The 24,018-nt window shown below is 53.2% G+C and carries 20 protein-coding genes; 3 read left to right on the plus strand and 17 right to left on the minus strand.

Translation table 11 applies throughout. The annotated features are described in order from the left end of the window. The 9 genes from Q0O07_RS04520 to Q0O07_RS04560 form a co-directional block, all read right to left on the minus strand. Positions 1-333: enoyl-CoA hydratase-related protein (locus tag Q0O07_RS04520; RefSeq protein ID WP_295490916.1), on the minus strand; the 333-nt coding region annotated here is incomplete at its 3' end. Between the two features lie 43 nt (positions 334-376). After that, positions 377-1,543, minus strand: coding sequence for an acyl-CoA dehydrogenase family protein (locus Q0O07_RS04525; protein ID WP_295490919.1), 1,167 nt, complete (start codon positions 1,541-1,543; stop codon positions 377-379). A 14-nt stretch (positions 1,544-1,557) separates the two neighbouring features. Next, on the minus strand, positions 1,558-2,718 hold the full coding sequence (locus tag Q0O07_RS04530) for an acyl-CoA dehydrogenase family protein (protein WP_295490922.1): 1,161 nt from the start codon (positions 2,716-2,718) through the stop codon (positions 1,558-1,560). 1 nt (position 2,719) lies between these two features. After that, entirely contained in the window at positions 2,720-3,574 is an 855-nt protein-coding gene (locus tag Q0O07_RS04535) for a MaoC family dehydratase N-terminal domain-containing protein (RefSeq protein ID WP_295490925.1), read from the minus strand. Next, entirely contained in the window at positions 3,571-5,163 is a 1,593-nt protein-coding gene (locus tag Q0O07_RS04540; RefSeq protein WP_295490928.1) for an acyl-CoA dehydrogenase family protein, read from the minus strand. The genes Q0O07_RS04535 and Q0O07_RS04540 overlap by 4 nt, the downstream gene beginning before the upstream one ends. Then, positions 5,160-6,374, minus strand: a complete 1,215-nt coding sequence (locus Q0O07_RS04545) for an acetyl-CoA C-acetyltransferase (protein ID WP_295490931.1) — start codon at positions 6,372-6,374, stop codon at positions 5,160-5,162. Before Q0O07_RS04545 ends, Q0O07_RS04540 begins: the two co-directional genes overlap by 4 nt. Beyond that, positions 6,371-7,573, minus strand: a complete 1,203-nt coding sequence (locus tag Q0O07_RS04550; RefSeq protein ID WP_295490933.1) for a CoA transferase — start codon at positions 7,571-7,573, stop codon at positions 6,371-6,373. Before Q0O07_RS04550 ends, Q0O07_RS04545 begins: the two co-directional genes overlap by 4 nt. Before the next feature lie 17 nt (positions 7,574-7,590). Next, positions 7,591-8,745, minus strand: coding sequence for an acyl-CoA dehydrogenase family protein (locus Q0O07_RS04555; protein WP_295490936.1), 1,155 nt, complete (start codon positions 8,743-8,745; stop codon positions 7,591-7,593). 62 nt (positions 8,746-8,807) lie between these two features. After that, a complete protein-coding gene (locus tag Q0O07_RS04560) occupies positions 8,808-9,062 on the minus strand; it encodes a MaoC/PaaZ C-terminal domain-containing protein (protein WP_295490938.1) in 255 nt (84 codons plus the stop codon). Between the two features lie 263 nt (positions 9,063-9,325). On the opposite strand from Q0O07_RS04560, the gene Q0O07_RS04565 reads away from it, so the two are divergent. Next, positions 9,326-9,898, plus strand: coding sequence for a hypothetical protein (locus Q0O07_RS04565; protein ID WP_295490940.1), 573 nt, complete (start codon positions 9,326-9,328; stop codon positions 9,896-9,898). A gap of 63 nt (positions 9,899-9,961) precedes the next feature. On the opposite strand, the gene Q0O07_RS04570 is transcribed toward Q0O07_RS04565, so the two are convergent. From Q0O07_RS04570 to Q0O07_RS04590, 5 genes are all read right to left on the minus strand, one after another. Further along, positions 9,962-10,306, minus strand: coding sequence for a hypothetical protein (locus Q0O07_RS04570; RefSeq protein WP_295490943.1), 345 nt, complete (start codon positions 10,304-10,306; stop codon positions 9,962-9,964). 112 nt (positions 10,307-10,418) lie between these two features. After that, positions 10,419-11,723: an amidohydrolase family protein gene (locus Q0O07_RS04575; RefSeq protein WP_295490946.1), complete on the minus strand. Its 1,305-nt coding sequence runs from the start codon at positions 11,721-11,723 to the stop codon at positions 10,419-10,421. Positions 11,724-11,897: 174 nt separating this feature from the next. Beyond that, positions 11,898-13,292 (minus strand): dihydrolipoyl dehydrogenase, encoded by a 1,395-nt coding sequence (gene lpdA, locus Q0O07_RS04580; RefSeq protein WP_295490949.1) that lies wholly within the window; start codon positions 13,290-13,292, stop codon positions 11,898-11,900. Further along, positions 13,285-13,824: an endonuclease domain-containing protein gene (locus tag Q0O07_RS04585; protein ID WP_295490952.1), complete on the minus strand. Its 540-nt coding sequence runs from the start codon at positions 13,822-13,824 to the stop codon at positions 13,285-13,287. The genes lpdA and Q0O07_RS04585 overlap by 8 nt, the downstream gene beginning before the upstream one ends. Before the next feature lie 36 nt (positions 13,825-13,860). Continuing rightward, positions 13,861-15,186, minus strand: a complete 1,326-nt coding sequence (locus tag Q0O07_RS04590; protein ID WP_295490954.1) for a pyruvate dehydrogenase complex dihydrolipoamide acetyltransferase — start codon at positions 15,184-15,186, stop codon at positions 13,861-13,863. A gap of 153 nt (positions 15,187-15,339) precedes the next feature. Between Q0O07_RS04590 and Q0O07_RS04595 the strand changes: the two genes are divergently transcribed. Then, positions 15,340-15,795, plus strand: a complete 456-nt coding sequence (locus tag Q0O07_RS04595; RefSeq protein ID WP_295490957.1) for a universal stress protein — start codon at positions 15,340-15,342, stop codon at positions 15,793-15,795. Positions 15,796-15,942: 147 nt separating this feature from the next. On the opposite strand, the gene rnr is transcribed toward Q0O07_RS04595, so the two are convergent. Genes rnr through phaR form a run of 3 tightly spaced genes read right to left on the minus strand, consistent with a single transcriptional unit; the run spans position 15,943 to position 20,339 of the window. Beyond that, on the minus strand, positions 15,943-18,213 hold the full coding sequence (rnr, locus tag Q0O07_RS04600) for a ribonuclease R (protein WP_295490959.1): 2,271 nt from the start codon (positions 18,211-18,213) through the stop codon (positions 15,943-15,945). A 3-nt stretch (positions 18,214-18,216) separates the two neighbouring features. Further along, positions 18,217-19,746, minus strand: coding sequence for a proline--tRNA ligase (gene proS / locus Q0O07_RS04605; RefSeq protein WP_295490962.1), 1,530 nt, complete (start codon positions 19,744-19,746; stop codon positions 18,217-18,219). Positions 19,747-19,772: 26 nt separating this feature from the next. Beyond that, entirely contained in the window at positions 19,773-20,339 is a 567-nt protein-coding gene (gene phaR, locus Q0O07_RS04610; RefSeq protein WP_295490965.1) for a polyhydroxyalkanoate synthesis repressor PhaR, read from the minus strand. Between the two features lie 335 nt (positions 20,340-20,674). Between phaR and Q0O07_RS04615 the strand changes: the two genes are divergently transcribed. Beyond that, on the plus strand, positions 20,675-23,959 hold the full coding sequence (locus Q0O07_RS04615; RefSeq protein WP_295490968.1) for a TonB-dependent receptor: 3,285 nt from the start codon (positions 20,675-20,677) through the stop codon (positions 23,957-23,959). Positions 23,960-24,018 lie beyond the last annotated feature (59 nt).

Genomic DNA, 24,018 nt, shown 5'->3' on the forward strand with positions numbered 1-24,018 from the left:
GCCTGCAGCGGCGCCGTTGATGGCGGTAACGATGGGCATATTCAGACGGGCAAGGTTCATCATCAACGGGTTATAATGCCGGGTCAAAGCGATATAGCTACCCTCCCCTCCCGAAATCGAGCGTTCTCCGCGAGCGGACAAGTCTGCGCCTGAACAAAATCCGCGTCCTGCGCCCGTAATGACAAGGCAGCGGGCATCGCCAAGACCAGTTGAAAGGACGTCATTTATTTCCCCAGCCATATCTAGAGAACACGCATTCATCCGTTCAGGACGGTTGAGGGTGATGGTCGCGATCTTATCAGATACGTCAACGGATATTGTTTCATAAGCCATGATTACGCGCCCTCCTCCGGCGTTTGTATTATTATCGGTTAATTCAGTCACGCGTTCCGAGCAAGTCCCGTGCGACCACCCAATTGTGAATTTCGCTTGGCCCATCATAAATGCGCATAGTCCGTAACTTGTTGGACAGCAGATAAAGCGGCATTTCGCGTGTCATACCCATCCCGCCGAACATCTGCATCGCATGGTCGACAATGTCATAGGCAGTTTCGGTGCAATAGGATTTGATCATCGAAATCTCTTGCCTGGTGTCGCGCCCTTCATCCATTTTCCACGCACAGTCGTAAGTCATCAACCGCATAGCATGTATCCGCGTAGCGGCATCAGAAACCCAATTCTGCACAGTTTGGCGGGACGACAGCGGTTTACCAAAAGTCACGCGTTGCGGGGCATAGTCGATCATCATATCCAGCGCGCGCTGCGCCATGCCAATTGACCATGACGCCATTTCTATCCGCCTTGTGCCCAAACGGACTTGCATTGGCAAAAACCCCTGTCCGCGCTTGCCAAGTAATTTCCAGCCTGGAACGCGGCAATCGTCGAGCGCGATTTCATAGGTCGCCGTGCCGTCGATCATAGGGATTTTGCGTAGGACATTAAATCCCGGTGTTTCGCGGTCGACGAGAAATGCCGACATGCCATTTCGGCCTTCGGCATTTTTGTCCGTCACGGCCATCAATATGGTGAAATCTGCCTCGTCTGCCTTTGTAATCCATATTTTTCGGCCGTTGATAATCCAGTCATCGCCATCCTGAACTGCGGTAGTCTTCATCAGTTGCGGGTCGGCTCCAGCGCCCGGTTCCGATATACCAATAGCAGAGATCGTCTCGCCGCGCACATAAGGCGCTAGATAATGTTCGCGCTGCTTTTCATCCGCCGCCGCCATCATCATGCGTAAATTGGGGGAATCTGGGGGGATTGTGTAAGGGGTAACGGTCCGGCCAAGTTCTTCGCCAACACCAACCATGGCAACCATCGGCAGGTTCATCCCGCCCACTTCCTCCGGCGCATCCAGACCCCACAGTCCTAAATCCTTTGACACGAGATCAACCCGCGCCTGTTCGTCTATGGTGAGATAACTGCCTTTGCCCTCTGTCTCGCGCGCTAGCACAATGCTTTCTAACGGCATAAGCTGGGATTCCACAAATTTGCGGGTTAGGTCTTTGAGCATTTTATGCTCTTCAGCGAGTTCGAAATTCATGGCGTATCCTTGCGTTAATAGCTGCGGGGAAGACCGAGAACATGCTCGGCAAGATAACTTAGGATCAGGTTCGTGCTGATCGGGGCAACGGTGTAAAGACGTGATTCACGGAATTTGCGTTCGACATCATATTCTTCGGCAAAACCAAAGCCACCATGGGTTTGGACGCACATGTCCGCGGCGGCCCAACTTGCTTCGGACGCCAGCAGCTTGGCCATATTGGCTTCTGCGCCGGGATTACCGCCTGCATCAAACACTTGTGCCGAATGATGCACCATTAACTCCGCCGCGCACATTTGCGCATAGCAACGGGCGATAGGAAATTGGACGCCCTGATTCTGACCGATCGCGCGGCCAAAAACATTGCGCTCGCTGGCGTAGTCGCTCGCTTTCTTGATAAACCATTTGGCGTCACCAATGCATTCCGCAGCAATCAATATGCGCTCTGCATTCATGCCCGAGAGAATATAACGAAACCCCTTGCCTTCCTCACCGATCAGTGCAGACGCTGGAATCCGCATATCGTCAAAGAAAACTTCGGTTGTTGAATGATTCATCATCGTACGGATCGGCTTGATGGTCATGCCGTTCCCGACCATTTTGCGCATATCAACCAAGAAGATGGAGAGCCCTTCGGTCTTGCTGGCCACGTCTTCACGCGGGGTCGTGCGTGCCAGCAACATCATTAGGTCAGAATATTCCGCACGACTGGTCCAGATCTTCTGGCCATTGATGACATATTCGTCACCGTCCGGCACAGCGACAGTCCGCAACGAAAGCGTGTCCGTGCCGCTGGTTGGTTCAGAAACACCAAAGGCCTGCAGACGTAACTCTCCTGTTGCAATACGTGGCAGATATTCCTGCTTCTGTTCTTCGCTGCCATATTTCAACAACGTGTTCATGATATACATCTGTGCGTGGGCCGAAGCACCATTGCAGCCGGCTGCCTGAATTTCTTCCATGATCACGGCTGCAGCATCAAGCTTTAGCCCCGAACCACCATAAGCTTCCGGGATCAGGGCGGCGAGAAACCCTGCTTTGGTCAGAGCATCGACAAATTCGGAAGGATATGCGCGTTCGCTATCTTTTTCCCGCCAATAAGCACCGGGAAATTCAGCGCATAAAGCCTGCACTGCACGGCGGATTTCGCTGATGCCTTCGCTTTCAGTTATCATATTATTTCCTTTGGGCTGTTGCGGCGGTCACTTGCCGTCCGTCGCCAGCAAAAGCCGCCATTTCGATTTCATTACCTGAGCCGCGCATCACGAGATGCAAAGCCTCACCGCAAATGGCAGGCGAAAGGCCCCGGTAGCTAAAATGTGCGAGTGCATTGTCGCCGAATTCCCGCCGCGCCAAATCCAGTAATAATGTCGCGGTCAACGGGCCGTGGACGACAAGGCCACGATACCGCTCTTCATCTTGCGCATAAGGTAAATCATAATGAATCCGGTGGCTGTTGAAGGTTAGCGCGGAAAACCGGAAGAGCATCGGCTCGCTTGGCGTGAGCATCCGGTGGCTGCTCCAACCCTCTAAATCAACGGCTCCTAACGCCGATTTTGGTGGCGATAAATCCGCACCAACCGCGGCCGCCTCACGATATACAATGCTCTGAACCTCGTGAACCGCAATCCCTGCCTCGCCAAAAGTTTCATGCGCCACATCAACAAATACCAACTGGCCAGAACCCCCTGATTTTTCGGTGATGGATAACACGCGCGACGTGCGGGTGACCGCTTCACCCATATGCAAAGGCGCAAAGAAATCCACTTTGCTGGATGCCCACATTCTGCGCGGTAAAGCTATCGGTGGAAGAAAACTGGCTAGACTGTCATCACGCACGGGATGTCCGTCAGGGCCAAGCTGCGCAGTCGCGGCATCCGGTACGCATAAGCACCAATGGAGCCCCTGTGGTACATTGCCATCGGTAGGCGCTTCACGATCAAATGTCGCAAGCCAACGTGCTGCCAGACCATTGTCGATGCGGTCTGTCCGCAATTCCTCGCGCCCAATCCACGCGTCCCAAATACTCATGAATTGCGAACTCCCGTCAAACCTTTTGCAATTACCTGCGCCTGAATTTCTGCGGCGCCTTCGAAAACATTCAAAATCCGCGCATCACACAAAACACGGCTAATTTCATATTCAAGCGCATAGCCATTGCCGCCATGAATTTGTAAGCTCGAATCGGCATTGCTCCATGCAGCACGGGCTGCCAGCAGCTTCGCCATGCCCGCCTCAATATCGCAGCGCTTGCCAGAATCCTTAGCACGCGCTGCTGCGTAAGTCAGTTCACGGGTCATCACGAAATCAGCCACGCTCATTGCGATTTTGTCGGCTACGCGCGGGAACCCGATGATGGCCTTGCCAAACTGCTTGCGGTTAACGGCATAATCGAGGCCAAGCTCTAACGCGCGTTTTGCAACACCCACGGCGCGCGCTGCGGTCTGGATACGCGCGCCTTCGAATGTGCGCATCAGTTGCTTAAAGCCCTGTCCCTCTTCACCGCCCAGCAAAGCATCATCAGGGGCAATCATAGCATCAAATTGCAGGGTATATTCGCGCATACCGCGGTAACCCAGCACTTCTATTTCGCTACCGGACATGCCTTCAACAGGAAATAGGTCCGCCTTTGTTCCACGCGGCTTTGGCACCAGCAGCATGGACAGCCCCGCATAGCCATTCACATCGGGCGCTGTGCGCACGAGCATAGTCATGAGGTCAGAGCGACTTGCATGGGTAATCCAAGTCTTTGCCCCGTCGATTACCCAATGCCTATTATCCCGCCGCGCCCGCGTCTGTAATGCGCCAAGGTCGGAACCTGTGTCAGGTTCGGTAAACACCGCCGTTGGCAATATTTCACCGCTGGCGATTTTTGGCAGCCAATGGGCCTTTTGCGCGTGTGTGCCACCCATCGCGATCAACTCGCCAGCTATTTCAGACCGAGTACTCAGCGACCCTGCACCAATCCACCCGCGCGACAGCTCTTCTGTCACGACGCACATCACCAGCTTCGATAATCCCAAACCACCATATTCCGTGGGAATACACACCCCGAAAGTGCCAAGATCCGCCATTTCAGATATGGTTTCATCTGGGATTAAGTCATTTGCAAGGTGCCACTTGTGCGCGTTTGGTAAAATCCTGCTATTTGTAAACCGCCGATATTGGTCGCGAATAACGTCCAATTCAGCGTCATAAAGATTCTCGCTTGGCATTTGACCATCAGCCAAGGCCTGTGCCACCGCTGCACGGGTTTCTGCTTGGTTATCATTCAACCAAGAAGTGCAATCATGGGCAAGCAATGCTGCGGCACTGACGATACCAAGATCCACAGGTCTAAAAATCTCGTTCTGCCCCATCGGCAGACCGCCAGTCAGTTGTCCCAAGGTTTCGGCAAAAATCAGAGACGCCACATGCTGGTCAAGCTGCGTTCCACCGTCATTGCTGTCGAGCCATCGGCTAACGGCTTCCAAAGCCGCAACACTGGTGGCCACCCAAGCAAAGCCATGCGCGGCGCGTTGGTCTGTTTCCATAGCACGCTGCGCCAGACGCGCCACGAGTGCCGATTTTGCCGCGTCGCAGTAACGCTCCGCAGCTTGTAGAGCGGCTGCAAAACTCATGCGCGTTCAAATACCGCCGCAATCCCCTGGCCGCCGCCAATGCACATCGTTTCAAGCCCGAAACGGACGTCCCTGCGATGCATTTCGCGGGTCAGGTTCGCCAATATACGCCCCCCGGTTGCACCAATAGGATGACCAAGCGAGATACCCGACCCGTTGACGTTGAGCATGTCATGGCGGCTGTCATCGTCTGCCCAGCCCCAGCCCTTGAGACAGGCTAGTACTTGCGGCGCAAATGCCTCATTCAACTCGACAAGGCCGATGTCGTTCCAACTCAAGCCGTTGCGCGCAAACAGACGTTGCGTTGCAGGAACCGGACCATAGCCCATGCGCGAAGGCTCGCAGCCAGCTGCAGCCCAACTGTGGAAATAGGCTATGGGTTCTAACCCAAGCTCTTCCAATTTGTCTTCGGCGACAACAAGGCAAGCCGCGCCTGCGTCATTCTGCTGGCTCGCATTGCCTGCCGTCACCACGCCACCTTCAAGCGGCCGTAAAGCAGCCATTGTTTCGAGCGTCGCATCGGCGCGATAGCCTTCATCATGATCAAAGATGATTGGATCGCCTTTCCTTTGCGCGATGCGCACGGGCACCAACTCATCGTCAAACAGGCCATTTGCCCATGCCGCCGCCGCGCGCTGGTGTGACCGTGCTGCATAAGCATCGCACGCTTCGCGGCTGATATCATGGTCTTTCGCCAAATTTTCAGCGGTCTCAATCATACCACTAATCACGCCAAAACGCTCGACAGGCTGGCTCATCACCCGCCCACGCGTCAGGCGATCATGCAGCGTCAGATTGCCCGCACGAACGCCTTTGCGAACGTCCGTGGTGTAATGTTCAACATTTGACATGCTTTCGCACCCACCGGCTACGACAATGTCGCTTACCCCCGTTTGAACCATCATTGCGGCATTCACGATGGCTTGCAGGCCGGAACCACAACGACGGTCGACTTGATAACCAGGCACCTCAATGGGCAGCCCCGCCGCAAGCCACGCCCAATGCCCAATGCAGGGTGCTTCGCCATTGCCATAGCCCTGGGCAAAGACAACGTCGTCGACGCGGGCCGGATCAATCTTCGTCCGCTCGATCAGTGCCTTGAGGATGATACCGCCCAAGTCACCTGCGTTGAGCGACGACAGCGCACCGCCGAATTTGCCGACGGGCGTGCGAATAGGGGCTACAATAGCGGCACGGCGAAGCGTATTCATGTGGCAATTCCTAATATTCCAGAGTCGATGAGACGGGCGATTTCGCCTGAGGATAGTCCGAGCGACGTGCTCAATATTTCCTCGCTATGCTGCCCATTGCGCGGCGCTGCTTTTGCGTCACCACGCTGCAATTGGGGAATACTGCCAAAGGCACCAGCGGCAGGATAATTGAAGCCAGATGGGTTCGCGTCAAAGGCGGAAAACATGGGATTCTTGCCGACCAAGCGTGGATCATGCGCAGCATCCAACATGGTACGATAGGCCGAATGAACAATTCCTGCCCCATCAAGCGTTGAAGCCATTACCGCGTGATCGAGCGAACCAATTGCCCTTTCAAACAACGGATAAAGCGCTTCTCGATGTTCAAAGCGAAGTCCATCGTCTTTGGCGAAGCTAACGCCGCGCTCTGCCTCTATCGCTTCGACTTGAGTTGCCAAACTAAGCGCACCGATTAGATTTGCCCATTGGCGGTGTGTGACAACGACAATCATCGTGCGTATATTGTCTTTGGTGACAAAATCACGTCCAAACAAACCATAGACCGCGTTGCCAAGCCGAGGACGATTAGCTTTGTTATGCAGCACTTCGGCTATACCGCCGAGATTGGCCACTGTGCCAATGGCGACGTCCGACAGGGGAATGCGTACTTCACTGCCCTCCCCGGTTTGTTCGCGCCTGCGAATGGCGGCCAGCATGGCAAATGCAGCATAAGCACCGCTGATGACGTCCCAAGCCGGCAGAACATGGTTGACGGGTTCGGGACCAGGCCCAGTCATCATGGGATAACCAACGGCATTATTCACGGTATAGTCAAGGGCTGGCGCACCGTCGGCCCAGCCCATGACCCGCACGGTTACAAGATCAGCGCGTCCTTCCGCTAGTTTTGCGTGCGAAAGAAAGCCCTCTGCTGGGAAATTAGTAATAAATTGGCCCGTAGCGCGCACCAATTCCTGAAGTATTTCTCGCCCTTGTGGGCTAGATAAATCAAGTGCCACCGACTTTTTTGCGCGGTTTAGATTTTCCCAATATAATGAGTCATTCGCCTCAGTCACTGGCCAGCGATGATAATCCGGGCCACCACCAACCTGATCGACACGGATAACCTCTGCGCCGAACTGCGCACAATATAGGCCCGCCGTCGGCGACGCCACAAAGGACGACGCCTCGATAATTTTTAAACCGTCTAACAAATTATACATGCATCAGGCTTCCGACATCAGGATTGGGCAGCCCATTCACGCAGCATATGTTTGGCAATTTGAAGCTGCAAAATTTGCGTTGTGCCTTCATAAATCCGGTAAATGCGGGCGTCACGGTAGAAACGTTCCGCATCATATTCTGCGAGATAGCCAGCGCCACCGTAAATTTGAACCACGCGGTCAACAACGCGCCCACACATTTCGGTAGCAAACACCTTTGCAGCCGCCGCCTTCCGCAGGACATTCTCGCCTGCATCAGCACGGCGAGCAGCATCGTCAAGCATACATTCAGCTGCATAGATTTCGATATCACTATCCGCCAGCATTTGCTGAATAAGTTGAAAATTGGCAATTGGCTCACCGAACGCTTTACGTTCATTGGCGTAGCGCAATGCGCTGTCGAGTGCGCGGCGGGCATAACCCGTGGCCGCGGCTCCCACCGAAAGCCGGCCATTGTCTAAACTTTGCATTGCAAAAGCAAAGCCCTTACCTTCTTCGCCGCCCAATATGGCATCAGCGGGTAATTTTACATCTTCCATGATGATATCGGCAATATGGCTTCCCGCCTGCCCCATTTTTTTATCGGATTTACCAACAGTGACGCCAGCGGTGTCCATGGGAACAATAAAGGCCGAAACATGGGCATTTTTGGGAAGTGCTTCTTTGCTGGTACGGGCCATGATAAGCGCGACCTTCGCGAACGGCGCATTGGTGATGTAGCGCTTTGTCCCGTTCAATACCCAGCCATTGCCGGACTTTACGGCAATGGTTTGCATAGCGGCGGAATCCGAACCGGATCCAGGCTCGGTCAGGCCAAAAGAGGCCACTTCACCTGCTGCCAATCGCGGCAACCATTCAGATTTCTGAGCGTCAGTACCGCCATTTTTAAACGCTGAACAAACCATTCCAATGTTGATCGACGTGATCGAGCGATAGCATGGCATGGCATAGCTCAATTCACGGATTGTCCGGACATATTGCTGGATATTCATTCCCGATCCGCCATATTCTTCAGGCATTGTCAGGCCAAAAAGGCCCATGTCCCGCATCTCGGCCAAAATTGAATCCGGGATGATATCTGTTTCGAGGATTTCCTTCTCGGCAGGAATTAAACGCTCGCGAACATAACGCTGAAGCTGCTCGATAAACTGATCAAAAATGTCGTTATCCATGACGTTCCCTTTACCAGCGATACAAAAAACGAATATCTCTTTTCGCTATTCATGACTGACTTTTAAGCCGTAAACACAAAATATCCATTCGACAGAACCGTGACATCACCTTCAATACTTGTCGACTGAAATGCTGCTTTTCCATCACTCTCAATCCAAATATCCGTCCGGATTGTCTCGCCCGGTTCAACAGGTCGTGAAAACCGAACGTCCATTCTGCGCACACGCAATGGGTCATTATCGGCTAACGCCGACAGCAACGCGCGCCCAACCACGCCGTAAGTGTCGTCGCCGCTGACAATCCGACGTTCAACCATCGTATATGACGGCCCCACCGAAGTACATAAATGGAGCCTAGCCAAAAAAATCAAACGAGACTGGAAAACGTCGCAGAATTAATTACAGCATCACGGCATGGGCATGAATTGCAAAATGGAATTTGGCGTTAGGGCGCAGACTGGCCTGTGCGATATCGACATATGCCATTGTCCATTCATCGATCAGCACATAGTTGCACAGGGCGCTGGATTGATTGCGCCCTTTTGTGCGCTTTCAAATTTTTACGGGCCATAATTTGCATATGGAACATAATATTTTGTCCGATAGTTGGTCGCTATCTAAATGGTTGGCAGTCAAAACCAGCCATGCGCGCGATTTGGTGATTGATTGCATTGAATCACATCAGCCCGTGATGAGCGAGACCAATTGTCAACGGTTACTGCTGGCGCACGTGCATTATCATCAGATGGTCAAACCCGTTTATGATGATCCTAATATCAAGCGGTTGCTTTTTCCCTTTTTCGATATCCGCCAACCGCAGGTATTTGAGCCTAAAGCGCCCCGGCACATTGTTCCAGATGTACAGTTTTCCGGTCATGGCCGCAGCGTGCCCTTTGGCCTACTTCCAAGGATGGGTTGGTTATATGCCACCCAATTTGTCGATTTCGGATTGACGCAACTCCTAACAGACCCAAAGGCCAATCACCTTAATTTGCGCGTTGATGCTGAAAATCGGAAACGCGAGTGGCAGGCATTTCGACACGATCTTGATGTTTTGCATCTCTCTGAAAACGAAGAAGAAGCCTTAGCGAAAGCAGCCTGCTCCGCCTTAAGCACTTATAGTGGCATTTTTAATAGTGCCTACCGTGAATAAAGCCCCGGTTATGGTTGCATGCATAGAGACCTAACACGTCACCGACATGGCGTGTTGCAGCCCCTACTTCTCCGGTGTCAACTTTGAGCCACCCTCAACATTTTCATTAAAGCTCGTCACCACCGAGTCGATCAGCATCTGGACTTCTTCGGCTGCAAACTTTTCGGCTTCGGCTTGGCTTGATCCATAAGAACGCTCGGACTTCACCAATATCGCCTTATAGGCTGCGCGTTCTGTTGGGCATGCCGTATCGGTTGTTTTGATAAACGCGCTTGGAGAGGCTTTTTCCGCGACTGCAACATTGTGGACTTCAATCATGCAGTTGTTATACGCCTTGCGTGCGTTGTCCATGGCATCGCCCTTCATGGCGGCCATGCTAAGCAATGCGGTTGCGATGATAGTGATCATATTTCAAAATCCCTGATATTCGTTCCCGAATGGTTTTACGACCATGTGTGGTGACAGTTTACACAATCATCATGGCGCAATCAATGCGCTATGGCAGATTGATATAATGCATTCATCGGACGATTTTACCACCCTTCACAACGGCGTCGACGGATTCCAACTCCCGCACATTGGCCAAGGGATCGCCATCCACGGCGATGATATCCGCAAAGCGACCAACGGCAATGGCTCCCACATCCTTCTCACGGCCAAGCGCTTGAGCGGCGTTGCGGGTTGCGGCCTGAATGGCCTCTATCGGGGTCATGCCATATTCGACCATGACCTTGAACTGCCCGCCGACAAGACCGTGCGGCATCACGCCCGCGTCAGAGGCAAAGACCATCTTAACGCCAGCTTTGTGCGCTTTACGGAAATTGTCGCGCTGGATCTGCCCAACTTCGCGGTCTTTGCGCAAATTGTCCTCCAATACGCCATTTTTCGCGCCTTCGGCCTGCGTATAATCCGTGTTGAAGATATCCATCGAGAACCACACAGGACGCACGCGCGCGGCGGCAAGCCTTATGCCTTCATCATCGACAAGACTTGCATGTTCAATCGTGTCGATGCCAGCCTTGATCGCGGCCTTAATACCGTCACCGCCATGGGCATGTGCCGCAACGCGCAGGCCCCATTGATGCGCCTCATCGGCGATGACGCGCAACTCACGTTCGGAAAGCTGCTGTTGGCCAGGTTCGGTATTGCGCGAAAACACGCCGCCTGTGGCGCACACCTTTATTACTTCAGCGCCATATTTACGCTGGCGGCGCACCTGATAACGCAATTCATCTTCGCTATCGGCAATGCCTTCCTCCTTCGACGCCCCTTCAAGGCTTGGCGGGAGGAAGGTTGAGTCACAATGACCGCCAGTTGCCCCCAAGGCATAGCCAGCAGGAACAATGCGTGGCCCAGTTGCATAGCCATTTTCTATGGCTTGTTTCAGCCCAATGTCATTGCGGTTGTCTGAACCGACATTGCGCACAGTGGTAAAGCCCGCCTTGAGCATAGCTTGCGCTGCGCCGACGGCGGACATGCCCCAAAAGCTGTCGGTGAATTCAAGGCCGCGATAACCGCCAATATCGGCGGGGCTGTCGAGATGGACATGCATGTCAATGAGGCCGGGCAATATGGTTTTGCCGGACATGTCGATATGCGCAACATCGCTGCCCCATTTTACCGTGCGGGCATCGGCGATGCTGGTGATGCGGCCATCCGCGCCGACAAACACAGCAGGAAAATCAACCGTTTTACCGGTCAAAACATCAACCATCTTCTCAGCAGTAATGACCGTCGTTTGTGCCTGTGCAGTCGAGGACAAAATAAAGCCGCCAGAAATCGCCAAGACCCGCAGATTCTTCAGCAAGTTCACACTATATGTCATACCCGTTTATCCTACATATTTTTGTTATCCCAAAGGATGGCAAAAAATGGCGGTGTAGGACAGCGAAAACGACTTCATCCTTATATCATGGACGTCAACCTTATATAATGAACGTCATCCTGAACCAAGTTCAGGGTGACGGTTGTATTGGTGTATGGGTTCCAACCGCCTCACTCACATATGAATCATCTTACCATAAGCGCCGAGCACGCTCTCATGCATCATCTCGCTCAAGGTTGGATGCGGGAATACGGTGTGCATGAAATCGGCTTCCACCAACTCGGCGGTTTTGCCAATGGTATAGCCTTGGATCAGCTCGGTGACTTCCGCGCCGACCATATGCGCGCCCAGCAATTCGCCGGTCTTGGCGTCGAATACAGTTTTGATAAAACCTTCTGCCTCACCTAAAGCGATTGCCTTGCCATTGCCCAAGAAGGGGAAATTGCCGACCTTGACGTGATAGCCTGCTTCTTTTGCCTTGGCCTCAGTCAAGCCGACGCTTGCGACTTGCGGATGGCAATAAGTGCAGCCCGGAATGTTCAGCGGGTCCATTGCAACTGGGTGGCCGCCGGCGATGGCTTCAGCCGCAATCACGCCTTCATGGCTTGCCTTATGCGCCAGCCATGGCGGGGCGGTGACATCACCAATTGCCCAAATACCTGCGACATTGGTCCGGCCCATGGGATCCGTTTTAATGTGGTAACGTTTGTCAGGCTCTATGCCCAAATCCTCAAGTCCAATATTCTCGACATTGGGAACGATGCCAATTGCAACAATGACATGGCTGAACTCCTCTGTCGTAACGGCACCATCCTTGGCCTTTATCTCAACGCTTACGTGTGTTTCGGACGGTGTTACGGAACCGACCCCTGCAGACGTGCGAATGTCCATACCCTGCTTTTTAAGCGCCTTCTCCAAAAACGCGCTGACTTCCGCATCTTCGACTGGCACAATGCGGTCCATCATCTCGACAACGGTAACTTTTGCACCCATGTCATTATAAAAGCTTGCAAATTCTATACCAATGGCACCTGAGCCAATAACCAGTAACTTTGTCGGTATTTCTGCTGGCACCATGGCATGGCGATAGGTCCAGATGCGTTTTCCGTCGGCCTTCGCTTTAGGTAAATCGCGCGCGCGCGCGCCAGTGGCGATGATGATGTTCTTTGCGGTCAATTCTTGGGTTTTACCGTCTTTGGTGAAAGTCAATTTGCCTGGCGCAGTGAGCTTACCATCACCCATATGGACGGTGATTTTGTTCTTCTTCATTAAATGCGCGACGCCCTGATTCAACTGCTTGGCGATACCGCGCGACCGTTTCACCACCGCGTCAATATCCGCGCTGATATTCGCCGCCGTCAGGCCATACTCGCCCGCATGCTGCATATAATGATAGATTTCCGCCGAACGCAGCAACGCCTTGGTCGGGATGCACCCCCAGTTAAGGCAAATGCCGCCGAGATTTTCACGCTCGACAATCGCAACTTTCAGTCCAAGCTGCGCGGCACGGATCGCGGCAACATAGCCACCGGGGCCAGAACCAAGGACGATGAGATCATAATCAGACATTTTGGCTTCTCTCTAAAGCCCTCTCCCCCTGCGGGAGAGGGTTGGGTGTGGGGTCGCCGCACGTCTGTGCGGCATTATTTTGGAGGGCAGCGATGATTGTTTCGACTACGCTTTCCATATTGTTAAAGATGTCCGCATTCCAGAAACGCAGAACCGTAAAACCCTGCTGTTTCAGCCAAGTATCGCGTGCGGCATCCATGTCATTTTCGGCATGTTGGCTCCCATCTGCCTCGATAATCACCCTATGTTCGAAGCAAATGAAATCGACAATATACCGGTCGTCGATGACCTGTTGCCGACGCCAGCGAAGCCCATTCAGCCGCTTGTCCCGCAGAATATACCAAAGCTTCCGTTCGGCAACGGTGGGGTTGGCGCGCATAGATCGCGCACGATTTTTAAGCAACTCGTGCCGCGATTGAACTTGCGCTAAGGTAGCCGACGTCGCTTGCCGCGACACGACCCCACACTCTCCCACCGCTGCGCGGCGGGCCCCTCCCTCTCCCGCAAGGGGAGAGGGGTTAGGTGGTGACATGACTACCGCGCATTTCAAGGCTCCGTTTTTCTAACGTCACGCCACCAACCCCAAAGGCTTCTCGACGAGTTCCTTGAACACCTTCATAAACATCGCGCCGTCTGCGCCGTCGATCGCACGGTGGTCGAAGGAGCCGGTGACGCTCATAACCGTGGCGATGGCCAAAGCGTCATCGACGATATAGGGCCGCTTTTCCCCTGCTCCGACCGCGAGGATCATCGCTTGTGGCGGGTTGATGACAGCGTCGAATTGCTTGATGCCCATCATGCCCATGTTGGAAATCGACGCGGTGCCGCCTTGATATTCATGCGGTTGCAACTTGCCATCCTTGGCCCTGCCCGCAAGTTCAGCGACTTCGGTCGAGATTTTGGACAGTGACTTGTTCGCAGCATCGGTGATGATGGGCGTAATCAGGCCAGTGGGCACCGAAACAGCCACGCTGATATCGGCGCGGGCGTATTGCAGCATATTGTCGCCAGCAAAGCTGACATTGCATTTGGGCACCTGCATAAGCGCAAGGCCGAGCGCCTTGATCAGCATGTCGTTGACCGACAGCTTGATGCCGCGGCCTTCGAGGCTGGCATTTAATTCGCCGCGCAACTTCAATAATGCGTCCAAGCGGACATCTACGGTCAGGTAAATGTGCGGAACGGTCTGCTTGCTCTCGGTCAAACGGCGCGCAATCGTCTTGCGCATATTGCTCAGCTTGACGACCTCATGGGGGATGTCAGTGCTAATCGCCACGGGGTTAGCCATGGGAGCTTCCGCGCGAGGTCCCGCATTCAAAGCGGTGGCCACAACAGGGCTCCGGCTTTCGCCAGAGAGCGCGTCTACATCTGCTTTCACGATACGGCCATTTGGACCGGTGCCGGCGACTGATGTCAGATCAAGGCCTTTGTTCACGGCAATGCGTTTGGCGAGTGGGCTGGCTTTGACGCGGTCATTGCTGTGCGATGGCGCTGGCCCTCCCCCGACCCCTCCCGCCTGCGGGAGGGGAGCTATGGCAGGTTGGGCAACCAATTTGGTTTCAGGCACAGACTTAACCTGCTCCCCTCCCGCAGGCGGGAGGGGCTGGGGGAGGGCAACAGAACTACTAGGACCAGCAACCGCATCCTCATCATCCTCACCTTGAATCATCGCGATAACCGCGCCGACCTTTACGCCATCGGTTCCCTCGGCCACCAATATCTTCGTGACGATACCCTCATCAACCGCTTCAAACTCCATTGTGGCCTTATCGGTCTCAATTTCGGCCAGCAAATCACCAGAAGACACTTTGTCGCCTTCCTTGACCAGCCAGCGGGCTAATGTGCCTTCTTCCATCGTGGGTGAAAGCGCGGGCATTTTTAGTTCTATGGGCATCGGGTACTAGCCTTTTATAGACGTCGTTATGGTTCTCCGAATAGCCAAGCTTTCCCAAGCGTCAAGCGTGATGAGGTTGCCAATCCTTTAAATTTCGCGCAGGCTGTGCAAATTCATGAAATGCTGCGGGTGAAGTAGGCCCCGGGGGAAACTATGCGGACATATCTGGTGGTTATCGACGAAACCGAAGAAGCGCGTCTTGCGCTGCGCTTTGCATCACGCCGTGCTGCGAAAACCGGCGGCGCGGTGCATATCTTGGCGTTGGTCGAACAGGCAGATTTTGTCGCATGGGGGGGTGTTCAGGCAACGATGGAGGCAGAAGCGCGCGATCGGGCGGAGCAGCTTGTGACGGCGGCCGCCGGTTCGATCTTCGACGAAATCGGTGTTCGTCCCGATATTACGGTTAAGCCCGGCGAGGCTATTGATGTTGTAAAAGTCATGCTGGAGGAACATCCCGGTATCGCTGCACTCGTTCTGGGTGCCGCCGCCCAAGGCGCACCTGGTCCGTTGATTAGCCACTTTACGGGTGTGAATGCCGGAACCTTGCCCTGCCCGGTCATGGTTATTCCCGGATCGCTCAGCGATGCGCAATTGGATGAGTTGAGTTAAGCTATACGGGTTCGTTACCCTGAATTTGTTTCAACCTCCCCCCTCGTAATCCCGAACTCGTTTCAGGATAACGCACGGCGGGCTTTGATATCCTGAAACAAGTTCAGGATGACGAACATTTATTCTATTAGGACGGTGTGAAGCAAGCTAACGCCTTTTCCCCTGATGCCGGATATTCCCCGGCCTACCGCGCTTTCCCGCATCATATTTGCCCGCCTTGGGTTTGCCCTTATGCTTGAAACGGTCTGGCGCGTAGCTTCCGCCCTCCGGCAATTCAAAGCGCAGCGCACCTGAAATCGGGTTCGCCTCGGCCAATCGCAGTTCGAGGCACATGCCCGGTCGATATTCCTGCCGTGTTTTCTCGCCGATCAATGTTTGGCTTGCCTCGTCATAATGGAAATAATCCTTACCCAAGGTTGAGACAGGGACTAAGCCGTCGCCGCCAACCCCTTGTACAGTTGCAAAGAAACCAAAATTCTGAACACCTGTAATCCGCGCTTGAACGATTTGCCCGACTTGCACGGACAGATAGGCGGCAATGTAGCGGTCCGTTGTCTCACGCTCTGCTTCCATCGCGCGGCGTTCGGTGCGGCTGATGGCTTCGGCGGTGGCTGCAAGCTTCATGATCGCGGCCTCGGTCAAGCCGGTGATGGGCTCAACATCCTTGAGTTTTGGTTTGGGCATCTCAAGCCCATAAGCGCTCACCAACGCGCGGTGCACGATTAGGTCGGCATAGCGCCGGATTGGCGAGGTGAAATGCGCATAGCTACCCAATGACAAACCAAAATGCCCCACATTAGTTGGGCCATAATATGCCTGCGTCTGGCTGCGCAAGACGGCTTCCATAATTTGCGGACGCACTTCTTCGTCGATAATTTTTTCGAGTATCGCGTTGAATGTCTCAGGCTTAACCACCTGACCCAGCGCAAATTCGATGTCAAAAGTTTTGAGATATTCCTTCAACGCCACCAGCTTTTCGCGGCTTGGCGGTTCATGCGCACGATAAATCAAAGACGACTTTTTTGCTTCCAGCGCCTTGGCCGCGGCGACATTTGCGGCGATCATAAAGTCTTCGACCAAACGATGCGCTTCCAACTGTTCGCGTTCGGCAACACCCGTCACCCGGCCTTGATCGTCAAGCGTAATCCGCTTTTCAGGCAAGTTCAGTTCCAGTGGCCCGCGCTTGTTCCGCGCGATAGAAAGCAATCTCCAGCACGCCCAAAGCGGCTTGAGCGGCGTTTCCAGCAACGGGTTTTCCATCTGCCCATCGATAGCTGCCTGCGCATCTGGATAAGGGATATTGGCCGCAATTCGGGCAACAGCACGGGTAAAGCGCCATGACGTCACCTGCCCGGTCTTGCCGATGGCGAGATGGCAGGCAAGTACAGCGCGATCCTCCCCTGCCCGCAGCGAGCATTTATCCGAAGACAATGCGTGCGGCAGCATCGGCACAACGAGGTCGGGAAAATAGACACTATTTCCACGCTTCGACGCCTCATGGTCCAATGCGCTACCGGGGCGAACATAATAGCTCACATCCGCAATCGCGACGATCGCATCAAAGCCGCCGGTATCCGCATTCGGGGTGGCCCAGATGGCGTCATCAAAGTCGCGGGCATCGCGTGGATCGATGGCGATGATGGGCAAATGGCGCAGATCCTCCCGATGGTCGTCGGTGACCGGCAGTTCCCTTACACGTTCAGCCTCACGCTCGGCGGCTTCGGGCATTTCAAAAGGAATACCGAACTTGTGAATGGCGATCAGGCTGAAGCTTTTGGGCGCAAATGGGTCGCCCAAGACTTGGGTCACCCGCGCCGATTTTTTATGTGCGTTACCCGTCAATTCGGCGAGCACCAATTCCCCGGCCTTGGCATTGCCAACGTCACCAATTTGCGTATCAAATCGCGCTTTTTTGTCGACGGATTTAAGCCAAAAACGGCCATTCTCCCCGCCTTCGACTACGCCCAATATCTGCTCGCTACCTTTTTCGAGCTTCTTCAGGACGTGCGCGACATGGCCGCTGCCGCGCTCTTCGGTGCGCGCCAATATGCGGTCCCCAATCCCTAAGGCGCCGCGATTCCCTTTGGTTTCTATCACCCGAATCTTGGGTAACGGAATGCCTTCTGCTTCCCAATGCTCCGGCACCGCCACCGCATTATCGCCATCAATCGCAACGACCTTGAGCACAGTAACCTTCGGCAAGCCGCCCATTTTGTGAAAGGCACGGCCCGGGGCCATGTCGATCAGCCCTTCGTCTGTCATGTCCTTTAACAAGGCCTTCAGCGCAATTTTCTCATGCCCACGCAAACCAAATTCCCGCGCAATTTCCCGTTTGCCCGCAGGGTCCTTAGACGTCTTGATAAATTCAAGGATCTGATCTCTTGTGGGAAGCCCTTCAAACTGCGCATATTTCGTCATATTCTAATAAGTCCGCCCGATCAGTATCCGTTCCACCGCCGGATCGCCGGTAAAGAAGCAAGCGCCGTGGCCGGGGGCGGCGTTGATAGGGCTGTTGCGCATGGTGAGTTTCAGCGCCTTGAGTTCGGAAACGATTCTGTCGAGCGCCGCGCCGCTTGGCCGCGACCATTGCACTTCGACCCAGCCTGCAAAACCCGCTTCATCGCCGGCAAAATGTTGGGCAAGGTCGGTGACATCACGGCGGATATTTGCCTCTAGCCGCTTTTTTGCCTCAGCATATAAACCATTCTGGATATCCTCCAGCAACGCAGGCGCAGACGCCACAAATTCGGCACGCGGTGTGAATGCGGTCGCAAGCTTGCCGTCGTCCTTATATAGGCGATCGCGGCGGATTACCGCTGCCTTACCTTCCGCCATATCGCGTGGCCCAACCTCAACAATAATCGGCGCGCCCTTTTTGACCCAGGCCCAGCGCTTGTTTGATGCCTTTGCTGCTTTGGTATCCAGCAACACGCGCAATGGTTCGCCAAAGGCCTTGGCCGCCAACAATTCCAACCGCAAGCTCCGGCAATAGGCCAACACCGCTTCGTCTTCGTCATTGTCCCGTAACATCGGAATGATTACAATCTGGTGCGGCGCGATTTGCGGGGGGCAGCGCAGGCCATCATCATCGCCATGGGTCATGATAACGCCGCCAATCATGCGCGTGGACACGCCCCAGCTTGTCGTATGCGCGAACTGCTGATTGCCTTCCTTATCCTGATATTTGATGCCGGATGCTTCGGCAAAGCCAGTACCGAGATAATGCGACGTGCCAGCCTGCAACGCTTTACCGTCCTGCATCATCGCTTCAATGCTGTAGGTTGCAACCGCGCCGGGGAAACGTTCATTCTCGGGCTTTTCACCCGCAACGACGGGCATGGCCAATGGACCTTCGGCAAAGGCGCGGTACATTTCCAACGCGCGCATCGTTTCCTGCATTGCATCTGCACGGTCGGAATGGGCGGTATGCCCTTCCTGCCACAAAAATTCGCTGGTGCGCAGGAACATGCGTGTCCGCATTTCCCAGCGCACAACATTGGCCCATTGGTTGACCATCAACGGCAAATCACGCCAGCTTTGCACCCAGCGGCTCATCGCTGCGCCAATCACCGTTTCTGAGGTTGGACGAACGACAAGCGGTTCCTCCAGCTTCGATCCGGGGTCTGGGATCAGCTTGCCATTGCCATCGCTGACAAGGCGGTGATGCGTAACAACCGCCATTTCTTTGGCAAAGCCTTCGACATGATCCGCCTCTTTTTCAAAGAAGGATAAGGGGATGAACAATGGGAAATAGCAGTTTTCAACGCCAGCGGCCTTAATCTCTGCATCCATCAGCTTCTGGATGCGTTCCCACATGCCATAGCCCCATGGCCGGATAACCATGCATCCCCGCACACCGGATTCTTCGGCCAAATCCGCCTCTGAAATGACTTCCTGATACCAACCAGCGAAATTTTGCGCGCGGGTGACGCTTAAAGCATTTTTAATCAAAGTCTTACCTGCTATTCAAAGAAAAGTTATGAGGCGCGGTCAGCGGCCATTTGGTCGATCTGCGCTTGCAGCGCCGTGATTTGTTGCTTGAGCTCAGCAACGCTTTCATCGCGTTCCGGCTTTTTACCCGTGAGGTTCCCCAAATTCGGCATCAATGCTTCCCGCGCAGAGCGCATGAATTCGATATTCTGCTTTGCCAAATGGCCAAAGGGACCAGAAGTGATCGCCGTTTCAATCACTTCTTGAACTTGCCTTTGATTCTTGCGGAAATTGTCCATCGACGTTTCCAAAAATTGCGGCACCATCCCTTGCATGGAATCCCCATACATTGCGATCAGTTGCTTCAGGAAGCCGACCGGCAACATCTGCTGCCCGCTATTCTCTTCATCCATGATGATCTGTGTGAGGACACCGTGCGTGATATCCGCATTCGATTTGGCGTCGACAACCTTGAAGTCAACATCCTTGCGGGTAAGTTCAGCGAGAAAATCAAGAGTGATATATTTCGAGGACTGCGTATTATACAGCCTGCGATTGGCATATTTTTTAATGATGATTGGGCCATCACCATATTTGTTGGCCGTACGTGCCATATTTGGTCCTTTCGGAAAAGCTGCGCCCCGATAGCACTATGTCATAGTGCACTGCAACATTGGTGAAGGGATGCAAGGTTTAGCACCTATCTTTCACGCAAAAAGGATGCGGCGTAGTTAAAAGCACGCATATTCCATCCATTTTTCAATTTAGATTGCAACCAAGTTAACAGCGTTCCTATTTTTGATAGGGTCGCATGCCCCATCCTGTAAGTACATGTGATATTATAGTCACACACATGAAGAAAATGACCAAATGTCATCTGCAACTCTTGCATATGAACCCGACCGAAGCTTTACCGTTTAAGCAATTATAACTGCATGCTATATTCGTAATGAATAAACAAAAATTTGAGCTGGGGAGCTTTCACATGAAAACATCACATTTACTATTGGCGGGTTCGGCGCTCAGCCTCGCGCTTTTTACCGCCGCACCATCCTTTGCTCAAACCGCTGCGACAGAAGGGGAAGCCAAAGAAGAAGCCGTTGTCAAAACTACTGAGGTGGTCGAAGATGCTGGTAATGCTATCACGGTAACTGGATCACGCATCCGGCGCCCTAACCTGACGTCTACTATTCCGGTAACAACGATCATCGGCGAGCAATTTTTTCAGCAAGGTCAGACAAGCGTAGGGGATACCTTAAACGACTTGCCGCAACTGCGCAGCACCTTCGCACAACAGAATCCTGGCTTGGGCATCGGTATCGCTGGACTAAACCTGCTTGATCTTCGCGGGCTTGGGACTTCGCGTACACTTGTTTTGGTTAATGGTCGCCGGCACGTTCCTGCAGACATTTTGGTTAACGCAGTGTCGGTAGACACTAACACCATTCCAAACGATTTGATCGAGCGCGTGGACATTGTAACGGGCGGCAACTCCGCTGTTTACGGTTCGGACGCGATTGCTGGTGTCGTTAACTTTGTATTGCGCAAAAGCTATGACGGTCTCCAACTGCGGGCGCAGGCAAGTGTTGCCGAAGAAGGCTTCGGCGCAAACCAATACATCTCTGGCATGTACGGAAAGAATTTTGCGGGCGGCAAGGGTAACGTAACGGTGCATGGTGAATATGCTCGATCCGAGCGTGTTTTTGCATCAGACGTTCCTGCATTTCGCAGGAATGATAACTTCCTAACTATCGATGCGGATGGAGGTGCTGGAATTGTAAATGGCGGCGACGGATTTGTTGACACTGCCTTCTTTACCAACATCAGCAGCACGACAATTCACTACAACAGCCTTGTTCCTATCAACCAGCGTAACGTTCCGAATGCAGGCGCGTGTGGCAACGCAACAACGCCAAACAATGGAGGCCCTAATACAGCTGGTGCGGCGTTCAATTGTACGTACTTTTTTTCGGATGCTGGTCGCCTTACACAACAAACAGGGACACGCTTTGGTACGGGGATAAACTCGGCAATCGTAAACAGTAATGGTCAAACTGGCCGTGAAGGAAAAACGGTTTCCGTGCTGCCCTTTAATGAGCGCTTAAGCTTTAACTTTCTGGGTCACTTCGAGTTTAGCGATGCTGCCGATGTTTTCATCGAGGCAAAATGGAACCGTGTAAATGCTTTGGGTAACAACGCTGGCCCCTCGTTTAATCAGGGGACCGGTGGGACGGCGGATTTTCGTGAACGTCCTCGTCTAGATAATCCGTTTCTCAATTCAGCAGATCGCGCTACACTTGCCGGCCTTATTCTGGCCTCTGGTTGTCGGACAGATCTGCAGGTCACATGCCCGGCTGCTGGTAACTTGACAGCTACAGACATTACAAACGTCAATAATGGGAGCTACCGCTTTGTTGCTTCGCGCAACCTTCTGGACGTTGGCCTTCGCGATGCTCGGTTCCAGCGTGACACTTTCCGTGTCGTTGGCGGGGTTCGTGGCACGTTTAATGACGACTGGAGCTACGAACTTTCGGCTAACTACGGAAAGTTTAAGGAAGATACCACGCAGGACGGTTTTATAGATCGGCAACGTTTTGCGCTCGCAATGGATGCGGGTCGTAATCCTGTTACTGGTGCTGTTCAGTGTCGTTCGCAGTTTGATACAGCATCGGCAGTTCCTCTTGTTGGCTTTGCTGCGCCAGCCTCTGCAAATGCGGCTCGTTTAGCAGCCGACATCGCGGCATGCGTGCCTTACAATCCTTTTGGATCGCCGGATAACTCTGCTTCCGTGGCATATTTTGCACGTACTTTTACTGCTACGGCGTCGCTTGACCAATTCATTGCCTCTGGCTTTGTATCAGGTGATGCAAGCCAGTTGTTTGAGTTGCCAGGCGGTCCGCTCAGTTTTGCAATTGGTGCCGAGTATCGGCGCGAGAACGCTTCATATGTTCAGGACAGTTTCGTAACAGATGGCTTTACCAATGCTGTTTCTATTCCCACTTTTAAGCCCAAGGCTTTTGTGGTGAAGGAAGCATTTGGCGAACTTCGTGCGCCGTTGCTTAGGGACTTACCATTTGCGCAAGAGCTTACGTTGAGTGCGGCAGGTCGAGTGGCTCAATATCAGGGTAAGGCCGGAACAGTGTATTCATACAATGGGGGCGTAGACTATGCGCCGGTTGCGGATGTTCGCTTCCGGGCAAACTACAGCCGCGCGGTTCGTGCACCCAACGTGTCGGAAACCGGTTTTCCGTTGGTACCAAACTTTTCAAACGGCTTCGTTGATCCTTGCAACCCGGCATCAATTGGGTCGGGTATCCGGGCAACTAACTGCCTAGCTGCGGTCGGTGCCGCTAACCTTGCAACCTTCACCAACATCACACAATCTTTACCTATTGTTAGCGGTTCTAACCCTAATTTGAGTGTTGAGGAGTCTGACTCCTATACCTATGGTGTTGTCATCCAGCCACGCTGGGTTCCCGGGTTGAGTTTGTCAGCCGATTATTACGACATTAACGTTAAGGGCATTATTTCCAGTGTTTCTCCGCAAGGGATTGTGAACCAGTGCTATGACTCACCAACGTTGAACAACATCTTCTGTGGTCAGTTCACGCGTTGGGCTGGTCCCGGTACAGGTCCGTTGGGAGAAACGCCTGGTCGTGTTTTGGGTAACTCTCTGATTAATGCACCGTTGAACTTTGCAAATCGCAAACGTCGCGGCGTTGATGTCAATCTGGCCTACCGCACAGACCTAGGCCCAGTAGATTTCAGCACAAGCCTGATTTACACGCGTAATTTTGAAATCAGTAACTTCCAAGATCCTACTAATCCTAAGTTTGAAACAAGATTGTTAGGACAACTTGGTGATCCTAAGGATGAGTTCCGTTGGGATTTTGATTTTGGTTATGATGCTGTGACATTTGGCTATCGCTTGCGCTACATCGGCCCAATGTTCTTTAATGGTTACAGCACGTTGTTCACGTTGAACGATTTACCTCCATCTAACGTTGATGCCTTCCCAGACACGAAGTTTTCGTCGGTAATGTATCATGACGTGCGGATAGATTTTGATATCGGAAAGGATAGCAATAACGCCGAATCTCGTTTCTATGTTGGTGTAGATAACGTGTTGAATAAGGGCGTACCGCGTGGTGCCACCACTGCAACTGGTTCAGGTAGCGCTATCTACTCATTCCGTGGACGTAACTTCTACGCAGGATTCCGCGCACGTTTCTAAGCCAACCCTGATCGTATAAAAAAAGGGCGCCCAATGTGGCGCCCTTTTTTGTTGGCTAC

The sequence above is a fragment of the Sphingorhabdus sp. EL138 genome (assembly GCF_945890115.1).
In the GTDB taxonomy this organism is placed as follows: Bacteria; Pseudomonadota; Alphaproteobacteria; order Sphingomonadales; family Sphingomonadaceae; genus Sphingorhabdus_B.